The sequence below is a fragment of the Amycolatopsis decaplanina DSM 44594 genome (assembly GCF_000342005.1).
GTDB lineage: Bacteria > Actinomycetota > Actinomycetes > Mycobacteriales > Pseudonocardiaceae > Amycolatopsis > Amycolatopsis decaplanina.
In genome coordinates, this window is the sequence record NZ_AOHO01000063.1 from 34,186 (window position 1) to 58,040 (window position 23,855).

The following is a 23,855-nucleotide window of genomic DNA, read 5'->3' on the forward strand; positions in this document are numbered from 1 at the left end:
GCCGATCAGACCGTGTCCGGAGAGGGGTTCTGCGGCCCCGAGATCGAGCGTGGGCTCACGTTACCGAAGGTACGCGCGAGGTCCATTTCGGACTCGAGCACCGCGGCGAGCCGCCGGACGCCTTCGCGGATCCGCTCGGGCGTCGGGTAGCAGTAGGAAAGACGAAGCTGCCTGCTGCCGAAACCATCAGCGTAGAAACCGGTTCCGGAGGCGTACGCGACGCGGGCCGTCACGGCTCTCGGCAGCATCGCTTTCGTGTCCACGCCTTCGGGGACGGTCATCCAGACATAGAAACCGCCGTCGGGTTTGGTCCAGCTGCAGCCGGCGGGCATGTGTTGATCGAGCGCGGACAGGATCGCGTCCCGGCGCTCCCGGTAGTTCTCGCGGAAGGTCTTGATCTGACCCATCCAGTCATGAGTCGAGAGGTATCGCGACACGATCAACTGGTTAAGCGTTGGCGGACAAAGCGTCGCGGACTCGGCCGCGAGCACGAGTTTCTCCCGGACGGCGTGCGGTGCGAGCACCCAGCCGACCCGCAGGCCGGAGGCGAACGTCTTCGAGAAAGAGCCCAGGTAAACGACATTGTCGGGGTCGATCGAGCGGAGCGCCGGGTACGTCTGCCCGCTGAAGCCGAGCAGACCGTACGGGTTGTCCTCGACGATGAGGATGTCGTTCTCGCGGCAGATCTCCACGATCTCCGCGCGCCGCTCGACGGCAAGGGTGACGCCGCCGGGGTTGTGGAAGTTGGGGATCGTGTAGAGGAACTTGACCCGGCGGCCCGCTTTCCGCGTCTCCGCGAGCGCGGCACGCAGCCCCTCGGGAACCAGACCGTGATCGTCCATCGCGACGTGGACCACGTCCGCCTGATACGCGGCGAAAGAGCCGAGCGCGCCGACGTACGACGGGCCCTCGGCGATGATGACGTCGCCCGGATCGCAGAACAGCCGGGTGACCATGTCGAGCCCCATCTGGGAGCCGACCGTCACGACGACGTCGTCCGGGTGGGCCTTGATGCCCTCGAGGGCCATGATTTCGCAGATCTGCTCGCGCAGCGCGGGGACGCCGTGCGCGGAGCCGTACTGGAGCGCGACCAGACCGTCATCGGCGATGAGTTCGCCGACCTGCCCGGACAACGTGTCCAGCGGCAGCGCGGCGAGGTTCGGCATCCCGCCGGCGAGCGACACCACTTCGGGGCGACTGGCCACCGCGAACAAAGCCCTGATCTCGGAAGCAGTCATTCCGGCCGTACGCGCGGCGTAGCGGTCGAGATGAGGGTCGAGGTTGTGGCGGCCGGGCTCCGGCCGGACAGGGCGATTCTCGGTCATCAGGCGCTTCACCCGTGCTTCGAAGTGGACATAGTCGCTACCGACTGGTAGTTCCATCGAGTGTAACCACCCTCCCTTGAGGGGCCCTGGCCTTCCGGTGTTCATCACATCGGCCTATCCTCGGTCAGGACCCTTCAGTGAGCCCTGCTCGGGACAGGGCTGCGTCGGTCATTCAGGGAGGTTTGTCTGTGTCGCGTCGCGTCGTGGGCGTAACCCTGGACAACCTCGAGCACCTGCCCAAGAGCTGCCGCCGCTGCGTGTACTGGGAGCTGGCGCCGCATATGAAGGCGCAGGCCGAGGAATACGGCGCGACAGAGGTCGAAAAGGAAGCCTGGGTCTCCAGTGTGCTGCTGGAGTGGGGTTCCTGTGGCCGGATCGTCTACAGCGACACCCTGCCTGTCGGCTTCGTGCTCTACGCGCCGCCGAACGCCGTGCCCCGTTCGCTGGCCTTCCCGACTTCACCGCCCGGCCCGGACGCGGTTCTGCTCACCGCCTTCCAGGTCCTTCCCGAATTCCAGGGTGGCGGGCTCGGCCGGATGCTGGTGCAGGCGGTCGCGAAGGATCTGACCAAACGCGGGGTCCGCGCGATCGAAGCCTTCGGGGACGCCAAGCCCGACGAGACCGATCCGGACGGCGGGCACAGCTGTGTGCTGCCCGCGGCGTTCCTGCAGAGCGTCGGGTTCAAGACAGTGCGGCCGCATCCGCGGTGGCCGCGGCTGCGACTGGAACTGCGGTCGGCGATTTCGTGGAAGGAAGACGTGGAGGCGGCCCTCGAACGGCTGCTCGGCCAGGTCTCCATCACGACGGCCGAGCCGAGCCTGGGCCGCGCCTGAACGTCGGACCTTCTGGAAGGTCGCCTTTCTTCGCACCCGACTGAGGTGCTTTAGCAGAGTTTTCGGACGCGGACAGCAGCCATCCGCCGCCTTGGGGACAGCTGTGGGTAACCCGCCGAGTTATCCACAGATCGCTGATAGGAGCGGTGGAAAATCTGTGGATGGGTAGGCTGGATCTGGGGACGCCCCCCGGGAAGGGCGGGGGCTGCGCGCCGGTGGGTCTAGGGGTGGCGTGGTCGGGCGAGGGGGCACACAACCGGTTGTGCCGAGGGCGTCGGCAGGGGGCTGTGCGCCCGCGTGCGGGTGTGGAGGACTGGCTACTCCGCTTTGGCGAGTTCGTGGGCCAGGACGTCCGCGAAGGTGAACGTGCCTGTCGGCTGGTCCCCTTCGCCGAGGAGGTACAGGCGCTTGACGGCGACCAGGATGCCTTCGGCGACGACGTCGCGGAAAGCCGGGTCCGCCAGTTTGCGGCTGTCTTCCGGGTTGGTCAGGTAGCCGATCTCGATCCGCACGGCCGGGCAGCGGGTGCGGGTGAAGATCTCCCAGGTCTTGTAGTGCGTGCGGCAGTCGAGCATGCCGGTGCGGGCGGCCAGTTCGCGCTGGATGAAGCCTGCCAGCAGCTCACCGACGGTCGACGTGGTGCCGTTGCCGGTGCCGAAGTGGAAGCTCGCGACCCCCTGCGCCTTGGGCGAGGGGTTCTTGTCGTTGTGCAGCGAAAGGAACAGGTCGGCGCCCGCCTCGTTCGCGAACTTCGCCCGGTCGCCCTCGCTCGGGCTCTGGTTCGGGCCGCGCGAGATCAGGGCCTCCATGCCCGTGGCCTGCATCCGGCCTTCGAGCCGCCGCGCCAGGTCCCAAGCGATATCCGCCTCACGCAGACCACCCGCGACGACCCCGAGGTCCTCGCCGCCGTGGCCCGGGTCGATCACGATGCGCTTGCCGCGCAGCCGGGGGCCCGCCTGCCGTACCTGCTCCTGCTCGCGCAAGAAAACGGGGCGGCCGCCGCGGGCGCGCGGCGACGAGAGCCGGTGCAGCTCGCGGATGGTGGCCGGACCGCACATGCCGTCGGCGACCAGGCGCATGTCGCGCTGGAAGGTCTTGAGCGCGCGTTCGGTCTGGGGGCCGAAGTGCCCGTCCGGGCGGCCGGCGTCGAAACCGAGCTCGGTCAGCCGCTCCTGGAGCGCGAAGACGTCGTCCCCCTGCATGGGGGCGGAGAACATGTAGGTCAGCGGGCGGCTGCCGAGGTGGAAGCCGGCGCCACGAAGCGCCTGGTAGGTCGCCGGACCCACCAGACCGTCGGTGATGAGCCCACGGCGCTGCTGGAACGCTCGCACGGCATGCTCCATCGCCGTGTCGAAGACCTCGTACTCCCCGGATTCGGTCACCGGCGGGAGCAGCTCCATCGCCGCCAGCGTGGACCTGATCTCGGCGACGTCCGGTCCGGCGTCACCGCGGCGGAGTACCCGCATGCACTCCTCGCTCTTCCCTTTGGGGCACCGATCGAGCTCGATGCACGACTATGAAAACCCTGCGGGGCGAACCCCGGTGCTCTATTGTGCCCTGTGAACTCTCGGTGAGCGCGGAGGCCCGGTCGGTGCGCCGAGTCACCGATCGTGGAACTCGTCCAGGCGTCCCCGTAACGGTGAGAACTACCCGTTCCGCGGGACGACGAAACCCGGAGCCTGGGCAGGCCCCGGGTTTCGGCAGGTGAAACGCGAGATCAGAGGACGTCGGCGAGGTCCGACAGCAGCGCGGCCTTCGGCTTGGCGCCGACGATCTGCTTCACCGGCTTGCCGCCCTGGAACAGGATCAGCGTCGGGATCGACATCACCTGGTAGTCACGCGCAGTGTTCGGGTTGGCGTCGATGTCGAGCTTCGCGATGGTCAGCTTCTCGCCGTTCTCCGCCGCGATCTCCTCGAGCACCGGGGCGACCATCTTGCACGGACCGCACCAGGTCGCCCAGAAGTCGACCAGCACGGGCTTCTCGCTCGTCAGCACGTCGTCGACGAACGTCTTGTCGGTCACCGTCACGGTGTTGGCCATGGTGTCTCCTTCTGGGTGGTGAACGGGGCTGGGAAAGTCAGTTGGTGGTGGCGCCGTAGCCGCCGCCGACCAGCTCAGGAGTCTCCTGGGCGGTCTCGACACCGGCGTGCTCCGCCAGCCATCGTTCCGCGTCGATCGCCGCGGCGCAGCCCGAGCCCGCGGCGGTGATCGCCTGCCGGTACGTGCGGTCGACGAGGTCACCCGCGGCGAAAACACCGGGGAGGTTCGTGTACGAGGTCCGGCCCTTGGTGAGCACGTAGCCGTCCTCGTCGAGGTCCACCTGGCCGCGCACCAGTTCGCTGCGCGGGTCGTGACCGATCGCGACGAAGAACCCGGTCACGTCCAGCTTGGACTCCTCGCCGGTCACCGTGTCCTTGAGCTTCAGGCCCTCGACCTTGCCCTCACCCTCGACTCCGGTGATCTGCTTGTTGAGCGCCCACTTGATCTTCTCGTTCTCGCGGGCGCGCTCCAGCATGATCTTGGAGGCGCGGAACTCCTCGCGGCGGTGGACGATCGTGACCGACTTGGCGAACTTCGTCAGGAAGGTCGCCTCCTCCATCGCGGAGTCGCCGCCGCCCGCGACCACGATGTCGTGGTCGCGGAAGAAGAAGCCGTCGCAGGTGGCACAGGCCGAAACACCGCGGCCGAGCAGTTCCTGCTCGCCGGGCACGTTCAGGTAGCGGGCCGCGGCGCCCATCGAGAGCACGACCGCACGGGCCGCGTAGCGCTTGCCGTTCGCGACGACGTACTTGACGTCACCGGTCAGCTCGACGGACTCGACGTCCTCCTGGCGAAGGTCGGCGCCGAAACGCTTGGCCTGCTCGCGCATCTCTTCCATGAGGTCGGGGCCCTGGATGCCTTCGCGGAAGCCGGGGAAGTTCTCGACCTCCGTCGTCGTCATCAGCGCACCGCCGAACTGAGTGCCCTCGAACACCAGCGGTTCGAGCTGCGCTCGTGCCGCGTAGACAGCGGCGGTGTATCCCGCAGGACCCGATCCCACAATGATCAGGTTCCTGATCTCCTCGGCAGCCACCCGTGACCTCCGCTCGTAGTGACCTGTTCACCAGGCTCAACACGATCGTAGGGGCCGGTGTTCCCGTGGTGACCGGCGCTACTTTCTCCCGCCTTGCGTCACAGCGGAGATCCGACCTCTAGCGCCGCTAGAAAAGCTAGCGCGGTAGCAAAGGTCCCTCGCTCCCCCCGAAATGGGGCTGGTGGGGAGCGAGGGACCGATGAGGTTCCGGAGCGGCTACTTCTGTCCGATGATCTTGTCGAAGAGGACCGCCGGGTTGCCCGGGCCGCAGTCGGCGCCGAAGGCGACGATACGGAACTGGGCCAGTTTGCCTGTGGTGTAGATCACCATCACGCCGTCCTTGCCCGCGACGTTCACCGGCCGAATGCCCTCCGGCCGCACGTCGGCGTCCATTCCGGCCGCGGCGACACAGGCGTCGAGCCGTTCTTCGGTCTTCAGTGAGCCGAAGTCGCGGACTCCGATCGCCTTGCCGACGAGGGCGTCGGCCCCACCGCCGTCTCCGCCGATCGAAGGACCGGAAGCCGAAGGTGCGGGCTGGGCGATACCGCCCGAGTCCGGTTGCCGCGAAGTGGGCACGACGATCGCCACGGCGGCGATGGCCGCCGCTGCCACGGTCGCTATCCCGGCGCCCCAGCCGATCCGCTTGTTCCGCCGCCGTCGTGCGGCCGCGAGGTCCACCACCGGGGCGACCTGCTCCTGCGGCTGCTCAGGTGCGCCCTGAAAGGCAGGCGACGCCTGACGTGTCCGCATTTCGGCGGCCAGCGCGGCGTCGATCCGTGCCGCGTATTCCGCCGGCATCGGAGCGACCGGCTCGTTCGCGAGTTCCGCGAGGTCGGCCGTGGTCGCCTCGAGTGCTTCGATGATCGCCAGTGCTTCGGGGTCGGCGTTCACCAGCGGCCACAGTTCGGCCGCCTCTCGCTCGTCCAGCACACCTGCGTGCAGGTCGGCGAGCACATCGACAGACCACGGCGGACCGACGGTCCCACCGATCCCCCTGCTCTCGTCTGTCATCGTCCCTCCCCGTCACCCGGCGTGCCCTGAGGACGCCTGGCACCCCGTTGCGGGGTAGCGCGCTCTCGTTTGCTTTCGTGAGTTGGGACGTTCGCAATCGCATCGGGGTTCCGTAGATGTCCGAGAACCTTCGCGAGCTTTCCGCGACCTCGGGCACACCGGCTCTTGACCGTGCCCTCGGCGATGCCGAGCATCTTCGCCGTCTCGGCGACGGAGTATCCCTCGACGTCGACCAACACGATCGGGGCACGTTGCTCTTCGGGGAGCTGGTCGAGGGCTTCCTTGACCAGCAGACTCGTCTCGCGCTCGGACATCGAGTCGCGCGGCGAGGCGGGCTCGTTGAACTGCCCGGTCTCGGGCAGCGGAACGGTCGGTCTGGCCTTGCCTCGCCGGATACGGTCGAGGCAGGCGTTGACGACGATGCGGTGCAACCACGTCGTCACCTGCGATTCGGCTCTGAAATTGCCCGCTGCTCGGAACGCGGAGATGAAGGCGTCCTGCAGGGCGTCCGCGGCTTCTTCCGGATCCCGCAAGGTGCGCAGGGCTACCGCCCACATGCGGTCTCGATGTCGCTGGACCAGTTCACTGAACGCGTGCGGGTCACCGGCGGCATGCGCCGCTATGAGATCCGCGTCCGTTGGAGCTGCAGCTGTCACCCGGGAGAGCCTACTGACCCGGTGTCCGGCGTCACCCCGCAGGCAGGAAGGTCAGCTCTTTGAGTTCGGTGACGAACTTTCCTTCGTCATCTTCACCCAGCTGAGTGATCCAGATGATGAAGTACTGACTCTGCTGAGGCTGCTGCAAGGCGATGGTCGACTCGCCCGCCGCGAGATCCCCGCTCCCGACGACCTTCGTCTCGTCGAGCTTCGGGTTCTTCTTGTCGGCGGAGCGGATCTCGACCTTCGAGCCCGGACTGGCCGCGTCGATCTTGAGCTGGCTGAGGTTGACCGGGTCCTTGAAGGTCACGACCAGCCCGACGCCGTCCTTGAGCACGGGGAACTGCTTGTCGTACTGGTCGGTCCTCCATGAGGTGTCCGCGTCGCCGTCGGTCGTGTTCCTGGCCTTGCCGGGGCTGTCACCCTTACCGCCCGGGTTGTAGACGGCGACGGCCGACGGCTTCACTGCGGCACCCACAGCGGGAGAAGGCGGCTTCTGAACGGGCGGTGGCTGCTCGCCCGGCGGAGTAGCGATCTGCGAGGACGACGCGGCGACGTTCAACTTCGGGCCGCTGGACTTCGACTCACCCTGGAACAGGTTGATCAGCATCATCCCGCCCCAGGCGAGGATGACCACGGTCGCGACGACCAGCACGGTCACGCCGAGCGCCAGCTTCCTGCGCCGCGCGACGTCCTTGACCGGTTTCTTCGTCGTCCAGACCGTACCGTCCGATTCGGCCACGGCCTCTTCTTCACCGACGGCCTTGATCAGCTGCGTGCGTTCCTCGGCTTCGGCGACCTGGTCCAGCACGCGCAGGATGGCCGCGCTGGTGCGGATGCCGCCGTGGCCGCCGTCCTCGATGGTGCGGACGGCGAGCGAGGACAGTTCGACCGGGACCGTCGGGACCAGCGAACGGGGCGGGATGACGCGGCCGGTCGGCGCGTGCGGCGCCGCCGGGATCGCGGCCGGACCGCCGGGAAGGGCCCAGCGGCCGGTCAGCAGCAGATACAGCACAGCGCCGAGTGCTTTGACGTCGTCGCGAAGGGTCGCTTCGGGCAACGGGCCCGGGAAGGCGAGCTTCAGCGCACCGTCCGGAGTGAGCCGCAGACGCTGCGGATGGTCGAGGCCGAGAACGAGACCGTTCTGGTGGGCATGGTCGACGGCCTCCGCCAGCGCCTGCACCATCCGGGCTGCCGCGGCGGGCGCCACCGGACGTTGCGCCACCAGGTCGACCAGGTCGCTGCCCTTGGTCCATTCCGCGACGACGACACCGAGCAGGCCTTCGCTCGAGGTGACACCACTGCCGAGACTCAGTACGTCGAGGACGCGCGCTACCCCGCCGTGGCCGAACTTCGAGGCGTGCGCGGCCCGCTCCAGCGTCCGGCGCGCGAGCCGCGCGGCTTCCGCGTCCGCCGGGTCGCCGACCAGCAGCGTCAGCGCCACGTCCCGCTTCAGCTGCCCGTCGCGGGCACGCCAAAGATGCGCGGCGGCCCGCTCGTCCACCCCGAACTGTGCGAGCAGGCGATACCGGCCGTCACCGACGACCCGTCCCGGGGCCAGCGACCCGCCTTGGGCACGAACGCCCACCTGGCTCGCCTCCCCTGCCTGTTCGCTCCGTCTCGTATCCACCGCACTCTCCCGCGTAGCTCCCACCTGGAGGGTACCCAGAATACGACCCGTGAACGCGCGCCATCCGTACGTGAATCGTTATCCGCGCTTGATCAACCGGGTGATCCTCGCCGTGGCGGGCTTCAATTCTTCGACCTTCAGGGCGATGAGCACGCCGAACGACACCACGATCCCGACCACCGTCTGCAGGAGAAGTTTCACCCAGGCATGGAAAGTAGGCCCGAACGAGTCAGGGACGATCTGCCCGGCGAGCCACGCCGCGCCGACCCCGAGCACACTCGCGACGACCGTGAAGAGGATCACTCCGAGAACCCGCTTGCTCCGGAGGTTTCCGAGGGTCACCCACAGCCAGACCTGACCGAGGATCGCGCCGACGACGAACGTGAGGCCGTTGACCATCATCACGCCGAGCACGATGTTGTCCGGCGACAGCAGCGCGGGGCACAGGTACAGCAGCGGTACCTTGACCACGGTCATCACGATCATGATCAGCACCGGTGTCCGCGCGTCCTTCATCGCGTAGAACACCCGCATCTGCAGCATGACCAGGGCGTACGGCAGCAGCGCGAACGCGGAGATGGCCAGCGCCTCGCCCATACGCGACGCGTCCTCGACCCGGCCCTTGCCCAGGGTGAACAGGGCGATACCGACCGAACCGCCCACCACGGTCATCACCGCGGAGATCGGCACGAGCATCACCGTCGAGATCCGGGAGGCGTAGGACAGGTCGCCGATCAGCTTCTTGTGGTCGCCGTCCGCGGCCGCCCGGCTCATCCTCGGCATGATCGCGGTCAGCAGTGACACCCCGATGACGCCGTACGGAAGCTGGAAGAGCAGCCACGCGTTGCTGTACGCGGTCACACCACCCTGCGAACCGCTGGTCAGCACGCGGGTCGTGATCGTGTAGCCGACCTGGCTGACCGCGACGTAGCCGACGGTCCACAGCGCCAGCCCGCCGAACTCCTTCATGCGCTTGTCGATGCCCCAGCGCCATTTGAACTTGAACCCGGACCGCAGCAGCGGCGGGATCAGCAGCACCGACTGCGCCACGATGCCCGAGGTCACGCCGATGCCCAGGGTCAGCACCTTCGGGTCGGTGATCGACACCGGATCGGTGGAGATGTTCCCGGGCATGATCCACACCACGAGGATCGTGAAGATGACGACGAGGTTGTTGATCACCGGCGCCCACGCAGTCGGGCCGAAGATGTTCTTCGCGTTCAGCACCGCCGAGAGCAGCGCGAACACACCGTAGAAGAAGATCTGTGGCAGCAGCAGGTACGCGAACGCGGTGACCAGCTCGGGATTCGCCTGCCCCTTGTCGTCGACATAGAGCTTGGTGATCAGCGGCGCCGCGAAGACCGCGATCGTCGTCCCGACGACGAGCAGCGTGCCCGCCACCGTGACCAGCCGCTGGGTGTAGGCCTCGCCGCCGTCCTTGTCGTCCTGTGACCGCACGAGCAGCGGGACCACGAGACTGGACAGCACACCGCCCATCAGCAGCTCGAAGATGATGTTCGGCATGGTGTTGGCGACGTTGAACGAGTCGTTCTCCACCTGGGCGCCGATGGCCGCGACCAGCAGCAGCTTCCACGCGAAGCCGGTGATGCGGCTGATCAGCGAGGCGATCGCCATCCGGCCGCTGGACTTCGCGAGCGACGGCGCCTTCGCCGGGGCGGCGACGTCCTGTTCGCCTGTGTCCCCCGGCCGCGGTGTGACCAGCGGCGCGTCCTTGATCGCCGGCATGACCTGCGTGGCGAGCTGGTCGTACGGACGGAGGACGTCGGGGTCGGCGACCGGCCAGCGCGAGCCCATCGGGACGCCGGGGGTGCGCGGGATGAACCGCGTCGCGTCGGCTTCGTCGCGCCGCTCGACCTGCCACGGGCGGACCGGTGGCGGCTGGCGGCGCCCGCGATGCGGCGGGGGCGGTGTCTGGTTGAGCGCCTGCGGTGCCGGCGGACGGCGTTGCGCCGGATTCTGGGACGGCTGCGGCAGCGGCTGGCCCTGCGGCGGCGGGACCGGCTGACGCCGGGTCGGCGGAGGCGGCGTTCCCTGCCCGGGGGGCACCTTCCGCGGCGGTGCCTGGTTCGGCGGTGGGTTCTGGGGCGGCCTCAGCCGCCGTGTCTCGTCGTCGGGACGGCCCGCGACCCGCTGGCGGCGACCGTCCACCGGCTGCTGAGGAGGCGGCGGTGCGGCCCGCCGCGGGCGCTCACCGCGTTCGGGCGGGACCGGCTGCGGAGGCGGCTGACGACGTTCCGGACGTTCGGCGCGCTCGGGGCGTCCTGAACGTTCCGGACGGCGTGCCGGGCCATCGGTGCGACGGGGCGGTGGAGGGCCTTCGCGCCGGGGACGGCCTGCACGCTCGGGCGGTACACCCGGCTCTCTTTCCAACGTGCGCCCAATCCTCGGTGCTCGACTACGTGATGCCCGGCGGCATCGTTCGACCCAGGGTAATCGGGAACGGCCGGAAACACTTAAACCTGTGCGTCCTCGGTCACACGTGGGGCGGTTTCGTTCGCTCGATCGGCGCGCGAGTCCTTGATCCTCCGGTAGATCCGGCGGGACGACAGGAGCAGCAGCGCACCCGCCGCCGTGATGGTGATGATGATGGTGATCGCGCCGTATTCCGTGGAGGTCAGCTCGAACCGCGCGGCGGAACCGAGCGGGGTCCCGTCGGGCGTGGTCAGTGACACGTCGACGCTGAACCGGCCCGCCCGCAGCGCCTCGACCGGGAGCAGCCGGTTGCGGGCGCTGTTGGCCGGGACCATCTGCGCCTGCAACTGGGTGTCGTCGGTCGGCCGCAGGCCCACGTTGTTCTTCAGGGCGACCTGGACGGCGACGCCGACCGGCAGGTTGTTGGTGATGAACACCGGCAGCGGCGCCGCGCCGGACGCGAGCGCGATCGTCTGCTTCGGCCGCTCCACGGTGACCTGGCTGCGGATCGCCTCGAGGTCACCGCGGGCGTTGCCGGTGACGATCGCGGCGTCCGCGCCACGCCACGAGGTCGACGCGGCCCTGATGAGGGCGAGCCGGACCGGGGTGATCACATCGGCCGGATTCACCCGTTTGGTGGCATCCATCGTCATCGCCGATGACAGGCCCAGCGTCTCGTCGTCGATCTGGGACATCTTCGCGGTGACATCGCCGCTGGTCGCGGCCGTCAGGTCCTGCGGGTCGTAGTTGACCGACGCCGTCCCGGACGGGCTCTCGCCGAGCAGATCGGGCAACGGCGCCGACTTGATCAGACCGGCGGCGTAGAAGTCGCCCATCCGCTCCAGGAACGTGGTGAGTTCCGTGCCGGTCGCGGCCCAGTGCCGCGGCGGCGCGATCAGGAGCCGCGAGCGCTCCGGCCCCTCGGGCTGCCCGCCGAGCCCGGCCCGGAAGGCGATGGCGCCGAGCCCGTTCTGGGTGGACCCCGAGCCGTTGAGCGCGGACGAGATCAGCGCGTCGATCGGCTGTGCGCGCAGGTCCGTTCCTTCGATCGAGACCCCGCCCGAAAGCGGCGAGCCGGACTGAAGCTTGCCCGAATCGGTCAGCACAGTCTTGACGCCCGCCTTGCCGATCGCTTCGACGGTCTGCGAGTCGAGGGCGCCGCCGGGCCAGAGCACGCCGTCCTGCGGCTGGATGCCGAGCAGGTTCTTGATCGTCCCCGCGCCGCCGAGCGCACTGGCCAGGAGCGCGGTGTCGGTGGCGTCGCCGGCACGGACCTTCGTCAGCGCGGTGAGGTCGGCGTCGGCGAACGGGAGGGTGACCACGCACCGGCCCGCGACCAGCGCCTTCAACCTGCCGAGCCAGTTCTTCGCGGTCTCGACGCCCTTGCCCGGGACGGGCCCGGCGCCCGAGGCGACCTGATAGCCGCGGGTCATCCCGTCCACGGTCGCGACCAGGTCGGGGTCGATGGCCAGGCACAACGACGACGAGACCTTCGTGTCGGCCTCGGCCGCGCGCGCCGCCTCGACCAGCGAGTCGAGCCGCCCACCCGCCGCCAGTTCATCGGCCAGCCGCTCGTCCGCCAGGGTCAGCGGGCCGCCGAGCGGGGCCGACACGAGGTGCACGGTGCTGTTCGTGATCGGCCACAGCAGGCTCGCCGACGGCGCCGACGGCGGACGCGGCGCGGGCGTCTTGCCGGGGACACCGAGCACCGGCATCAGCAGGGTGACCGCCGCCAGCCGTTCCGGGCCGCCGAAATCCGGGGTGCCGTTGACGTTGACCAGCAGCGGGTACACGCCGGGCTTCGGGAACTGCAGCTTCGAGGACTGGCCGAGCGGGACGGACAGGTTCAGCGCGGCGCTCTGCCCCGGCGCCAGCTCGTCCGGTTCGAGATCGACGAACTCGGTCGCCGCGAGATCCTTGAACTTGTCGCCGGCGAGGACGTCACCGATCTGCTGCTCGCTCTGCAGCCGCGTGCCCAGTTGCAGCCGGACGCCCAATTTGCTGATCCGCCGGTCGCCGATGTTGGTGACGCGGCCGGTGACGGTGAGCGAAGCCGAGGTCGAGGTGATCACGCGGGGGTTCAGCTGGTCGAGGTCCACGCGCAGCCGGGGCTGTTCCTGCGCCTGCGCGACCGCGACGGGCAACGCGGGCAGGGCCAGGAACAGGATCGACAGGACAGTGGCGGCAAGCCGCTTCACTCAGGTGCTCCCTCGGCGGTGTGCTGTTGCTGCGCGAAGAGTTCTTTGGCCTTCCGGACCAGCTTGCGCTCGTCGGAATAGGCGAGTCTGGTCTCCAGTTCGGCGAGCGGTACCCAGGCGACCTCGGTCACCTCGACATCCTCGTCCGAAAGTTCGCCGCCGGTGGATTCCAGGATGAAATGGTGCACCGTCTTGTGCACCCGCCGTCGCTCGGCCACGAACCAGTAGTCGATGGTGCCGAGGGGTTGCAGGACCCGCGCGGAGATGCCGGTCTCCTCGCGCACCTCGCGCACCGCGGTCTGCTCATGAGTTTCACCGTCCTCGATGTGGCCCTTCGGCAGCGACCACAGCAGTCTGCCGTGCCGGTCGAGCCGCCCGATCAGCGCGGCGTTCGCCCGTTCGGCGTCGACGACGAGTCCACCGGCCGAGGTTTCGTCGACCGTGGTCAGCCGCCTTCCCCGCCTCCGCCTCCGCCGGCGGCCCGGCTTCGAAGCGCCGGAGCGGCCGGCTGATCCAGACATGCTGCGATGCTAGAGCAAACGGCGGTACGGGTACGCTGGCTCACCGTGCCCGTGTTGGGCCGGGTCGTAGTAAGTACATCCAAATCGTGGTGGGATTGTCGTGAACAAGGTGGTCGCCGGGCAGGCGATTGCGGGGAAGAGCACTGCGATGCAGAACGCTGTGACGGAGCTGATGCGCATCTCCCCGTTGGCGGACGAGCTCGCGAAGCTCTTCGCGAAGGCGGGGTACAGCCTGTACCTGGTGGGCGGAAGCGTCCGCGACATGATGCTCCGCAGGCTGTCGAGCGATCTCGACTTCACCACCGACGCCCGGCCGGACCAGGTACTCAAGATCGTCAGCGCCTGGGGCGACGCGGTGTGGGACGTCGGCATCGCGTTCGGCACCGTCGGCGTGACCAAACAAGGCATGACGCTGGAGATCACCACGTTCCGCGCCGACAGCTACGACCGTGTCGGCCGCAACCCCGAGGTCACCTTCGGCGACAGCATCGAGGGCGACCTGCTCCGCCGCGACTTCACGGTCAACGCGATGGCGATCGACTTGGCGAACCAGACCTTCGTCGACCCGTACGACGGGCTTCAGGCACTGCAGGACAGGGTGCTCGACACGCCCGCGACCCCGCAGGAGTCCTTCGCCGACGACCCGCTGCGCATGCTGCGGGCCGCGCGGTTCTCCGCGCAGCTCGGGTTCACCGCGGCGCCGCGGGTGGTCGACGCGATGACGTCGATGGCCGAGGAGATCGACCGGATCACCGCCGAGCGCGTGCAGGCCGAGCTGTCGAAGCTGCTGCTGGCGGACGACCCCCGGCCCGGTATCGAGCTGCTGGTCGACACCCGCCTCGCCGACCGCGTGCTGCCCGAGGTGCCGGGGATGCGGCTGGCGATCGACGAGCACCACCAGCACAAGGACGTCTACGAGCACTCGCTGACCGTGCTCGCGCAGGCGATCGACCTGGAGAAGTCGCACGAACCGACCTCCGAGCCGGATCTGATCCTGCGGCTCGCGGCGCTCTTGCACGACGTCGGCAAGCCCGCGACGCGCGAGTTCCAGCCAGGTGGCGGCGTGAGCTTCCACCACCACGAAGTCGTCGGCGCGAAGATGGCCCGCAAACGTTTGCGGGCGCTGAAGTTCTCGAAGGAGATCGTCCAGGACGTCAGCCAGCTCGTGTTCCTGCACCTGCGGTTCCACGGATACGGCAAGGGCGAGTGGACGGATTCGGCGGTGCGGCGCTACGTCACCGACGCCGGTGACCTGCTGCCCCGGCTGCACAAGCTGGTGCGCGCCGACTGCACCACGCGCAACCGGAAGAAGGCGGCGGCGCTGCAGGCGACGTACGACGACCTCGAGCGGCGGATCGCGGCGATCCAGGCGCAGGAGGACCTCGACCGGGTCCGGCCGGACCTCAACGGCGAGGAGATCATGCGGATCCTCGGGCTCAAGCCGGGGCCGGACGTCGGCAAGGCGTGGAAGCACTTGAAGGAACTGCGGCTCGACCGTGGTCCGCTGGAGCACGACGAGGCGGTGGCCGAACTGAAGAAGTGGGCCGCGGAGAACGGCATCGGCGGCTGATCACGGCGAAGACGTCCGGTTCGGCACGGATTTTCGCGTCATCAGCTGAGATAAACCCCCTTGGTCTCTGGATCCACGTGGCGTAACCGGAGATACTCCTGCCGGTGCTCCGGGCAGGGGGAAAGTCCATGGCGAAGCGGCCGCCCAGTTTTCTGGTGACGTTGCTGCGTCGTGGCGCGCCCGCGCTGGCCACGGCGACGAGCGAACTGTCGGACGAGGTCGGCGACCCGACACCGATGCGCGCGTTCCGGCGGATCCAGCACATGTCCGGTCCCATCGACACGGCCCATCGCGACAACCTCCTGCTCAGAGCCGCCCGTTACGTCGCCCTCGTCCCGTTGGTCTACCGGCTCTTCGCGGTGCCCGGCGCGTTCGGCGTCTACGTCTCCACACACGGCATGATCGGGATCGGCCCGGTGGGGCTGGTGGCGCTCGGGTCGGTCGCGCTCTCGCTGTACGGCATCCGGTGGATGCTGCGCTCGGCGCCGTTCCGCCCGCAGTACGCCGCCCGGCTGCTGGCGATCGACCTCGTGTTCACGCTGCTCGCCTCGCCGGCACTCGGTGCGCTGGTGCCGGCTTCGGTCTTCACCGAGGCGATGGCGGTGCCCGGCAAGCACCTGCTCGGTGAGGTCGCGCTGCTGGCGCTGGCGCTGGGCATGCCCGCCGCCGCGGCGCTCGCCGTCGTCAGCTTCCCGGTGCGGATGCTCGCGTCCCTGTTCGGCACCGGTCACGCCGCGCCCGGCGACGCCATGGCCGCCTTCCCGTCGATCCTCGGTGTCCTCTTCACCGCGAGCGGTGCCCTCGTCCTGATCGGGCTCGGCACCCGGCTCGCCCTCGCATACGGCATCCGCAACGGCCGGATCGCCGAACGAGCCCGCCAGCACCGGATGATGCACGACTCCGTGCTGCAGACCCTCGAAGCGATCGCGCTGGCGAACAAGGGCGACCCGGCCGCGCGGCTCGCCGAGGTGCAGCGGCTGGCGCGGGCGCAGTCGATGGAACTGCGCCGCACGATCGAGAACGAGACTTCCGAACGGTCGGAGGCCGGTTCGCGGCCGTTGGGCGAGAAGCTCGCGTCGCTGGCGGCGGAAATGGCGCGGGACGGGCTGCGCGCCCAACTCGTGATCGCCGAACTCGACGACGACACGCTTTCGGAGGTCCGGCAGATCGCCATCCGCGACGCCGTCCGCGAGTCCCTGCGCAACACCCTCAAGCACGCCGGGACGGACAAGGTCGTCGTGCGGGTCGAGGAGCAGGAAGGCGGCGTCGCGGTGATCACCCGCGATCACGGCGCCGGGTTCAGCCTCGACTCCCGGCCCGCCGGTTTCGGGATCAGCGAGTCCATCACCGCCCGGCTGAACGAGGTCGGCGGGACGGCGAGGGTGGAGTCGGCTCCGGGCAATGGCACCAGAGTCACCCTTTGGGTGCCTTTCTGACGGTAAACAGGAGAACATGAAGAAAACGGATGTCCTGGCCGAAGCGCTCACCGCGTACCGCGACGGTGACCGGGCCAAGGCAGCGGACCTCGCCGCGCGGGCCGGATCCACGCTCGGCATCGAACTGCACCGGTACCTGACCGAAGGTGGCGGCGGAGATGTCTACGACCAGCCCGCCGCGTTCACGGCGTTCATCCGCGGCGGCGGGAACGTCAAGCTCTACAGGCAGCTCAGCGCCATGCTCGCCCGGCGCTATGGCAGCGTCGGTTCCCTGCTCGATCTCGGCTGCGGCGACGGACTCGCCGTCGTTCCCGCCCTCGAACAGGCGGACCGCCAGCCGGGCCGGATCGACCTGGTCGAGCCGTCGAGCGCGCTGCTCGCGGAAACGCGCAAGCATCTCGACGGCACCCACGGCCTGCACACCTGGGACGCCACCGCGCAGGAGTTCCTCGCCCGCGACGACGACAGGCAGTGGCAGCTGACGCAGTCGACCTTCGCGCTCCAATCGATCCCGACCGAGGAGCGCACCGAGGTCCTGCGGGCGCTCCGGCCCCGCACCTCCTGTCTGGTGCTGGCCGAGTTCGACGTCCCCGAGTACGACGAAGGTTCCGCCGAATACCTGCTTTCCCTGGTCACGCGCTACGAACGCGGGATCTCGGAGTACGGCAAGGACGCGTCGCTGGTGGCGCAGGGGTTCCTGCTGCCGATCCTGCTCGGCCTGGTCAAACCGGGGGCGCACCGGACGAACTGGGAGCAGCCCGCCACCGATTGGGCTTCGCAGCTGAAGGAAGCGGGCTTCACCGGAATCCGGATCGAACCGCTGGCGGACTACTGGTGGTCCCCCGCGGTGCTCATCACCGCGTCCTGAATTTGGCTACTTTGGGGGTCATGGGGATCCTGCTTTCCGCGCTCGAACTCGCCGTCGTCGAGGACGGCAGCCCGGCCACCGAGGTACTCGCGTCGACAGCCGCCGTCACCGGGAAACTGGAGGAACTGGGCTACCACCGCGTCTGGATCGCGGAGCATCACGGCTCACCCGCCATCGCGACGTCTTCGCCGCCGGTGCTGGCCGCGCATCTGGCGGCGGTGACGTCGTCGATCAGGATCGGCTCCGGTGGGGTGATGGCGCCGAACCACGCCCCGCTCGCGATCGCCGAGCAGTTCGCGACGCTTTCGGCGTTGCACCCGGGCCGGATCGACCTCGGCGTCGGGCGTGGTCCCGGCACCTTCGACGAGAAGATCATCCGCGCGTTGCGCAGGGGCGCGGACCCGGCGACGGACGACGATTACCGCGCCGACGTCGCCGAATTGCTGCGTCATCTGGCCGGGGAGACCGGCATCCGGGTGCTGCCCGGCGAGGTGCCGACGCCGGAACCGTGGCTGCTGTGTTCCAGCGCGGCAGGCGCCCGTCTCGCCGCCGAGCTCGGCTTGCCGATCGCGGTCGCCCACCACATCCGCCCACAGAACACGGCCGAGGTGCTGCAGGCCTATCGCGAGAACTTCAAGCCGTCTCAGTGGCGCGAAGAGCCGTACGTGATCCTCGCTGTCGAAACCATCTGCGCGGACACCGACGCCGAAGCGGCCTATTTCGCCGGACCGTGCGCGGTGATCAAGTCGTACCTGCTCAACGGCGAGGGCGGCGACCTCGCCTTCCCGACCAGGGAGCAGGCCGCCGCGCACGAGTTCACGCGAGAGTCGAAGGAGCTGATCGCCCGGTTCACCGCCGCGCAGGCGCACGGCGGGCCGGAAAAGGTGGTGCGGTCGCTCAAGGACCTCGCCGCGGCCACCGGTGCCGACGAGCTGATGCTGACGACACCGGTGTACGACGCCGCGGCGCGGGCCCGGTCCTACGAACTGGTCGCGAAAGCCTTCGGGTGATCACGTGTGCTCAGGCCCGGATCTCGCGTGCTTGAAGCCGGATCTCGCGTGCTTGGGCGCGTTCCGGCTCCAAGCACGCGAATTCGGTCTTCAAGCACGCGTGTTCGGTCTTGGCGCCGGGGCTACTGGACGCGGGACAGCGCGCCGGATTCGAGATGCTGGGCGATCGGCCGCGGCAGCACGTAGGCCACGGCCCCGCCCGGCGTCCCGTTCCACGGCGCGGTGATGCCGGTGACCACCCGCAGCGGCCGCACGACACGGTAGAGACGGCGTTCCCGCTCGCGGTCCGCGGCCAGCGACGTCTCGATGAACCGCGCCGATTCGGCGTGCACGAGGTTGCCGGTCTCGTTCCCGAACCGCTGCACCGCGGTGCCCGACGGCAGGACGACGATCCGCTTGCGGCGGAAGAAGTTCAGCGGCGGCTCGCCCCGCAGCGGCAGGATCGGCCAGTCGGCCGGGTTGTCGGCCTCCTCGTTCGCGCCCACCGCGGCCCGTGCCGGATACAGCAGCAGGGTGCCGAGGAAGAACCGCGCCGCCTCTTCGAGTTTGGCGAACGCCACCGGCTCGTCCGTCGGCGGACGTGAGACCTCCCAGCCGCTCTCGGTGCGGCGCAGGGTCCAGAGTCCCGGCTCCGGCACCGCGTTCGCGCCGATCCGGTAGGACGTCGGCGCCACCCCGTGCTCGGCCAGCCGGTGGTACAGGACGTCCAGCACCTCGACGGCCCGGATGTCGCGGGCGGGCTCGCCGTCCCGTTCGACGCGGGTGCGGGCGCTTTCGTCCGGCAGGTCCGCGGCGGTCTGCGGCGGCCGCGGCTTGCCGACGATCTCCGCCTCGGCGGTCGCCCGCACCAGCTCGCCGACCAGCGGCGGCCGGAATCCGGCGGCCCGGATGTGCTCGATCAGCTCCGGCTCCGGCGGCACCCCGTACTTGCGCAGGTAGTGCGGGACGGCCGCGGGCCAGATCCAGACGCCGTCGGTGTGGAAGGCGTTCGGCACGTCCGGCGGGCCGTTCGGGGTGAAGATGTCGGGCTGCGGACCCGGCCGGGACAGCGCCACCGGTGAGCGGAAGAGGTAGTCCAGTACGCCGCGCATCAGGTCCGGCGGCACCGGCGGGCGGTTGACGACCGGTCGTTCGCCCTCGTTGTGCGCGTCGACGACCTTCGCGTGCCGGAACACGACGTCCAGCGGGAGACCAGCCTTGGCCGAGAGCCAGGCCGGGACGTGTTTCGGATCGCGCGGGAAGATCGCGAGTTCGGTCGCGTACGCGCGCGGCGACGGCTTCCCGCCCTCATTCGGCGCGAGCCGCCAAGTCGGTTCCTGCTCGGCGTCGAAGTCGAAGTCGAAATGTGATTCCGAGTCGAGCGTGAAGGTGCCCTGGAACCAGGTGCCGGTCTCGGGCTGGTGCATCGCCGCGCGCAGCCGCGCGAACAGCGAGCCGAGCTCCGGCGGGGCCGCGATCGACACCGACACCGGGCCGTTGCCCTCGTCGCCGACCGAACGGACCTCGAGTTCGGAGTAGTCGCCGACCTGCCGGAACTGGGCGCCGACCCGCTGCCAGCCCGGCGGCAGCACCCGCAGCAGGGTCCGGCCGATGGCACGCAACAGCGCGGCCTGGTCACCCGCGCCGATCTCCGGCCGGGCTTCCGGCGTCTCGACGAAGTCGTGCCTGGTCTGCCACAACGCCGTCAGCCGCGACGGCGAGGCCGTGGTCGAGAAGTCCGTCAGGCCCAGGTCAGCGGCGCGGGCCGCGTCCTCGCCCGCCCAGCGCAAGGTCAGGTCGCCGCCGCCGGTGTTCGGCGCGATCTGGAAGTGCTCGTCGTCGAACCGGCCGTACGACCGCAGGCTGAAGGTCGCGCCGGCCTCGCCGTTCAGCACGACGCGGGCCGGACGGCCGTTCCACTCGCGGTCGAACCCCTCGGGCGCCGCTTCCCCCGTCGGCGCGATGAGCAGCAGCGTGCCGTCTTCGGTCGACCGCTGGGCCGCGAAGACGGTGTCCCCCCAGACGGCGTACAGGCCATCCGGCCGCTCCGCCGCTTGAACCCGGTAACGCACGATGTGTCCCCTCCCCAAATTCCCCAAACCGCAGGTAAATCTAGTGGGCCGGATAGCGGGCGTACCACCGGTCGTCACCCGGTGCGTTCCCGCCGAACTCCGCGAGCGCGTCGTCCGCCAGCTCTCCGATGACCTCGGACAGTTCCAGCTTCTCCAGCCAGTCCGTCCGCAAGGATTGCTCGCCGTACATCGCGCCGACGAGGTTTCCGCAGACCGAGCCCGTCGAGTCGCTGTCACCGCTGTGGTTCACCGACGCGAGCAGCGCGGCGTTCGGGTCCGTGGTGGTCAGGGCGACGTAGACCGACATCGAGAGCGCGGTTTCGCCGATGTTCCCCTGGCCGAGCGTTTCGAGCTTCTCCGGCGTCGGCGCCCCTTCGCGGGCCAGCGCGAGCGCCTGGTCCAGCGCGACGCTCTGCTCTTCGTGGCCCCGGTATTTCTCCAGTTCGGCGCGAGCGGTCGCGACGGCGTCGAGCAACGGTTTCCCGATCAGCAGTTCACGCACGATCACCGCGAAAGCGCCCGACGAGAGATAACCGCTCGGGTGGCCGTGCGTCAGCGCCGCGCTCTCGGCGCCGAGCCGGAACACCTCGGCGACGTCGTCCGACCACAGCGCGACCGGCGCCGCGCGCATAATCCCGCCACAGCCCTTCGAGTTGTTCACCGGCTTGTCCATGCCGGCGCGCACGCCTGTCTTGCCGTACGCCTCCAGCTCGCTGAAGCAGGTGAGGCCGGGCGCGCGACGGCTGAACAGCTCACGGTTCGTGATCAGCCAGCCGTCCGGTTCCGTGCTCGTGTTCTCCGGACCGCGCGCCCGTTCCCATGAGACGCCCTGGGTGTGCAGCCAGCGCTGGTAGGCCAGCTGGAGCGACTGCTCGACAGCGGTAGCAGCGGTAGCAAAGGTCCCTTGCTCCCGGCGCGCGGCGGCATGGGCCCTGATCAGGCCTTCCAGGGTGAACAGCGTCATCTGGGTGTCGTCGGTGATCCGACCGATCCCGCCGTACGCGGGGATGAGGTCGGTGATCCCGGCGGGTCCCGCGATCTCCCGGATGCGGTCGATCGAGTCGAACTCGGTCTTCGCGCCCAGCGCGTCGCCGATCGCCCCGGCGAACAGGCTGCCGCGCAGCCGCGACCTGGTCGCCGGATGTTGAAGCCACTCGCGCATTTCTCTACTGATCTCCTCGTGGATACCGTTTCGCGTCCCAGCGCCGCCGCTCTTCGGGCTCGCGGGGCAGGCCGAAGCGGTTGAAGTAGTAATAGGCGTCGCCCGCCATGGCGTCGACGACGCCGAGGTCGGCATACGCGGCGAGCCACGACTCCGGCAGACCGGGAACGGTGAGCCTGGCGCCGACCATCGCCCCGGTCAGCGCCGCGGTCACCGTGCCGCCGCGCGCGGCCAGTGCGAGCGCGGTTTCGGCGTCGTACCCCCGCTTGGCGGCGGCGAACAGGGCTCTGCCGAGCACCGATAGCGGCGTCCTGCCGTCCCCGATGCTGTCGAACTGCTCGATGTCGTCGCCGTCGATGTCGTTCCTGAGGTCGAGCACGGTCTTGACCAGGTCGCCGACCTCACCGCTGTACTCGTCGAAGCCCTCGAGGAAGTTCGCGACCGCCGGTTCGCCGTCCCGGGCCGCGAGCTGGGCGCGGAAGACGTTCACCAGCAGTTCGGCGCCGTGGACGACCTCGTGACCGGCGGCGGAGCCGACCAGTTCGCGGACGACCTTCATCGCGTAGAAGGTGCTGTCCGCGGGGCCTTGCACCCCACCGGTCACCGTCGCGGCGAGCGCGGTCGCCAGCATGGCCGAGAACTCCGCGGGGGCCGGTCCGGCGGCCGCGGTGGCCTTGGCGACCCAGCCGTCCGGCCGTCCGCCCGCGGGCAGCGAAGCCGGGATCTCGGGCTTTTCCGGAGTCGGGTCCAGCCCGCGGATCACCGATTCGGTGTGGAACAGCAACTGCCGGGTCAGCCCGCCGAGTGGCAAGCCGTCGGCGGGATCCGCGCCCGAGCCGAGCGCGTCTCCGAGCGCGAAGCCGACGTACGCGCCGAGAAGCCGCGGGTATGCGAAGCTGCCGACGGGGAGCGTCGGGTCGTAGAACTTCCCGAACGTCCAAGCGCTCGGGCGCGGCTCGCCGTCGTCATAGAAGTGCGTCACGAGGCCGTTGGCGAACAGGTCTGCGGGCAGTTCCGGCAGCGGACGCCCGTCGTACTTCGCCCGGGAGCGCCGGAACGCCAGCGTCGCGCCGCGGGTGTAGCGGACGAGTTCGCCGGTGCTGAGCGGATGGCCGTTGTCCCGGGCCTGGTCGACGAGGCTCCGCAGGTTCGAGGTGGCCGAGCCGAGATCCTGGCCGTACTCCTCTTGAAGAGCTTTGAGCGCCTCCCCGTACTCCTCGCCGAAGTAAGCGGGACGCCCGACGGACTCGGGGCGCTCGGTACCCGCCGGGAGGTCGAGATCCGCGACCTGACGCAGCGTCTCCGGGTAGACGTTGAAGGTCTCCGGACGACCGGGGTTGACCAGCAGGCCGACCCCGGGAGTGTCCTTGGCCCGGCGCAGGAGCACGCGGGGCTGGATCCGCTGCCACACCGTGTACTCCGATGGGACCTGCGCCTCGGAGGTGTAGACGACGAACCGCACGCCCGCGTCTCCGAAGTCGCGGACCTGCAGGTGGCCGTCTTTCGCCGGGGCGAGGACGTCGAGGTCGAGCATCCAGTGGACGAACTCCTCCGGGGTGATCCACTCGACGCGGAGGTAGCCGAGAAGCGTCTCGACGGGGCTTTCCGGTGCCGGGCGGCCGGAGAAACGCGGCCCCGGCCGGTGATCCGGGTTCGCGCGGACCGCGCCGGTGGGCTCGCCGTGGAGCGTGTGCTGCTCCCAGCGCAGGATCGCCGCCTTCGGCACGGGCAAGCCGGGGACCGCGGCCGGATCGAACTCGGGATCGACGACCTCCGCCCACCGGGTGAACGCGTCGTCACCACCGTCGCCGCCCGTGGCCGAAACCGCCATCAGTTCCAGGTCGAGGCGGATCTCGCCGCCGTCGTCCGGGACGAAGGCGACCGGGCTGGGGAACAGGCCGGCGCCGGGGTCGGTCCCGTCGAGCCAGCCGACGGTGTTGTAGGTGACGTTCCAGCCGTCGGTCGCGCGCACGACGTAGTCGCGGCGGACCCGCAGCGCACCGGTCCCCTCCCCGCCTCGGCCCGTCAGCCACTCCTCGACGCGGCTGACGGCTTCCTCTTCGTTCATCGTCCCCAT

General features: G+C 69.4%; 19 protein-coding genes. 5 read left to right on the forward strand and 14 right to left on the reverse strand.

The genetic code is table 11. The annotated features are described in order from the left end of the window. Nucleotides 1-5: 5 nt before the first annotated feature. Entirely contained in the window at nt 6-1,325 is a 1,320-nt protein-coding gene (locus tag H074_RS21920; RefSeq protein ID WP_039923193.1) for an aminotransferase-like domain-containing protein, read from the reverse strand. A gap of 188 nt (nt 1,326-1,513) precedes the next feature. On the opposite strand from H074_RS21920, the gene H074_RS21925 reads away from it, so the two are divergent. Then, nucleotides 1,514-2,158, forward strand: a complete 645-nt coding sequence (locus H074_RS21925; RefSeq protein WP_007032251.1) for a GNAT family N-acetyltransferase — start codon at nt 1,514-1,516, stop codon at nt 2,156-2,158. A 317-nt stretch (nt 2,159-2,475) separates the two neighbouring features. On the opposite strand, the gene H074_RS21930 is transcribed toward H074_RS21925, so the two are convergent. From H074_RS21930 to H074_RS21975, 10 genes are all read right to left on the reverse strand, one after another. After that, nucleotides 2,476-3,624 carry an N-acetylmuramoyl-L-alanine amidase gene (locus H074_RS21930; protein WP_007032252.1) on the reverse strand — a complete coding sequence of 383 codons (1,149 nt, stop codon included), beginning with the start codon at nt 3,622-3,624 and terminating at the stop codon, nt 2,476-2,478. Between the two features lie 251 nt (nt 3,625-3,875). Further along, entirely contained in the window at nt 3,876-4,199 is a 324-nt protein-coding gene (gene trxA, locus H074_RS21935) for a thioredoxin (protein ID WP_007032253.1), read from the reverse strand. A gap of 37 nt (nt 4,200-4,236) precedes the next feature. After that, nucleotides 4,237-5,232: a thioredoxin-disulfide reductase gene (gene trxB, locus H074_RS21940; RefSeq protein WP_007032254.1), complete on the reverse strand. Its 996-nt coding sequence runs from the start codon at nt 5,230-5,232 to the stop codon at nt 4,237-4,239. Nucleotides 5,233-5,448: 216 nt separating this feature from the next. Next, complete coding sequence (locus H074_RS21945) at nt 5,449-6,243, reverse strand: hypothetical protein (RefSeq protein WP_007032255.1); 795 nt, start codon at nt 6,241-6,243, stop codon at nt 5,449-5,451. Then, the gene (gene sigM / locus H074_RS21950) at nt 6,240-6,899 is read right to left on the reverse strand and encodes an RNA polymerase sigma factor SigM (protein WP_039923122.1); all 660 of its coding nucleotides are present in this window, start codon (nt 6,897-6,899) and stop codon (nt 6,240-6,242) included. Before sigM ends, H074_RS21945 begins: the two co-directional genes overlap by 4 nt. Before the next feature lie 31 nt (nt 6,900-6,930). Then, on the reverse strand, nt 6,931-8,487 hold the full coding sequence (locus H074_RS21955; protein WP_007032257.1) for a protein kinase family protein: 1,557 nt from the start codon (nt 8,485-8,487) through the stop codon (nt 6,931-6,933). A gap of 120 nt (nt 8,488-8,607) precedes the next feature. Next, nucleotides 8,608-10,698, reverse strand: a complete 2,091-nt coding sequence (gene murJ, locus H074_RS21960; RefSeq protein ID WP_007032258.1) for a murein biosynthesis integral membrane protein MurJ — start codon at nt 10,696-10,698, stop codon at nt 8,608-8,610. Then, nucleotides 10,641-10,904: a hypothetical protein gene (locus H074_RS21965; protein ID WP_007032259.1), complete on the reverse strand. Its 264-nt coding sequence runs from the start codon at nt 10,902-10,904 to the stop codon at nt 10,641-10,643. Before H074_RS21965 ends, murJ begins: the two co-directional genes overlap by 58 nt. Nucleotides 10,905-11,003: 99 nt before the next feature. Next, complete coding sequence (locus H074_RS21970) at nt 11,004-13,160, reverse strand: DUF6049 family protein (RefSeq protein ID WP_007032260.1); 2,157 nt, start codon at nt 13,158-13,160, stop codon at nt 11,004-11,006. Next, complete coding sequence (locus H074_RS21975) at nt 13,157-13,681, reverse strand: NUDIX hydrolase (RefSeq protein ID WP_007032261.1); 525 nt, start codon at nt 13,679-13,681, stop codon at nt 13,157-13,159. Before H074_RS21975 ends, H074_RS21970 begins: the two co-directional genes overlap by 4 nt. 148 nt (nt 13,682-13,829) lie before the next feature. On the opposite strand from H074_RS21975, the gene H074_RS21980 reads away from it, so the two are divergent. From H074_RS21980 to H074_RS21995, 4 genes are all read left to right on the forward strand, one after another. Then, on the forward strand, nt 13,830-15,251 hold the full coding sequence (locus H074_RS21980) for a CCA tRNA nucleotidyltransferase (RefSeq protein ID WP_007032262.1): 1,422 nt from the start codon (nt 13,830-13,832) through the stop codon (nt 15,249-15,251). A gap of 128 nt (nt 15,252-15,379) precedes the next feature. Further along, a complete protein-coding gene (locus H074_RS21985) occupies nt 15,380-16,687 on the forward strand; it encodes an ATP-binding protein (RefSeq protein ID WP_007032263.1) in 1,308 nt (435 codons plus the stop codon). A gap of 16 nt (nt 16,688-16,703) precedes the next feature. Beyond that, nucleotides 16,704-17,555: a class I SAM-dependent methyltransferase gene (locus H074_RS21990; RefSeq protein WP_007032264.1), complete on the forward strand. Its 852-nt coding sequence runs from the start codon at nt 16,704-16,706 to the stop codon at nt 17,553-17,555. Between the two features lie 20 nt (nt 17,556-17,575). Further along, nucleotides 17,576-18,565 (forward strand): LLM class flavin-dependent oxidoreductase, encoded by a 990-nt coding sequence (locus H074_RS21995; RefSeq protein ID WP_007032265.1) that lies wholly within the window; start codon nt 17,576-17,578, stop codon nt 18,563-18,565. Between the two features lie 122 nt (nt 18,566-18,687). Here the strand turns inward: H074_RS21995 and H074_RS22000 are convergent, their stop codons facing one another. Genes H074_RS22000 through H074_RS22010 form a run of 3 tightly spaced genes read right to left on the reverse strand, consistent with a single transcriptional unit; the run spans nt 18,688 to nt 23,846 of the window. Then, nucleotides 18,688-20,616 (reverse strand): TNT domain-containing protein, encoded by a 1,929-nt coding sequence (locus tag H074_RS22000; RefSeq protein WP_007032266.1) that lies wholly within the window; start codon nt 20,614-20,616, stop codon nt 18,688-18,690. A gap of 40 nt (nt 20,617-20,656) precedes the next feature. Continuing rightward, a complete protein-coding gene (locus tag H074_RS22005) occupies nt 20,657-21,778 on the reverse strand; it encodes an ADP-ribosylglycohydrolase family protein (protein ID WP_007032267.1) in 1,122 nt (373 codons plus the stop codon). 4 nt (nt 21,779-21,782) lie between these two features. Then, complete coding sequence (locus tag H074_RS22010; protein ID WP_007032268.1) at nt 21,783-23,846, reverse strand: YrhB domain-containing protein; 2,064 nt, start codon at nt 23,844-23,846, stop codon at nt 21,783-21,785. Between the last annotated feature and the right edge of the window lie 9 nt (nt 23,847-23,855).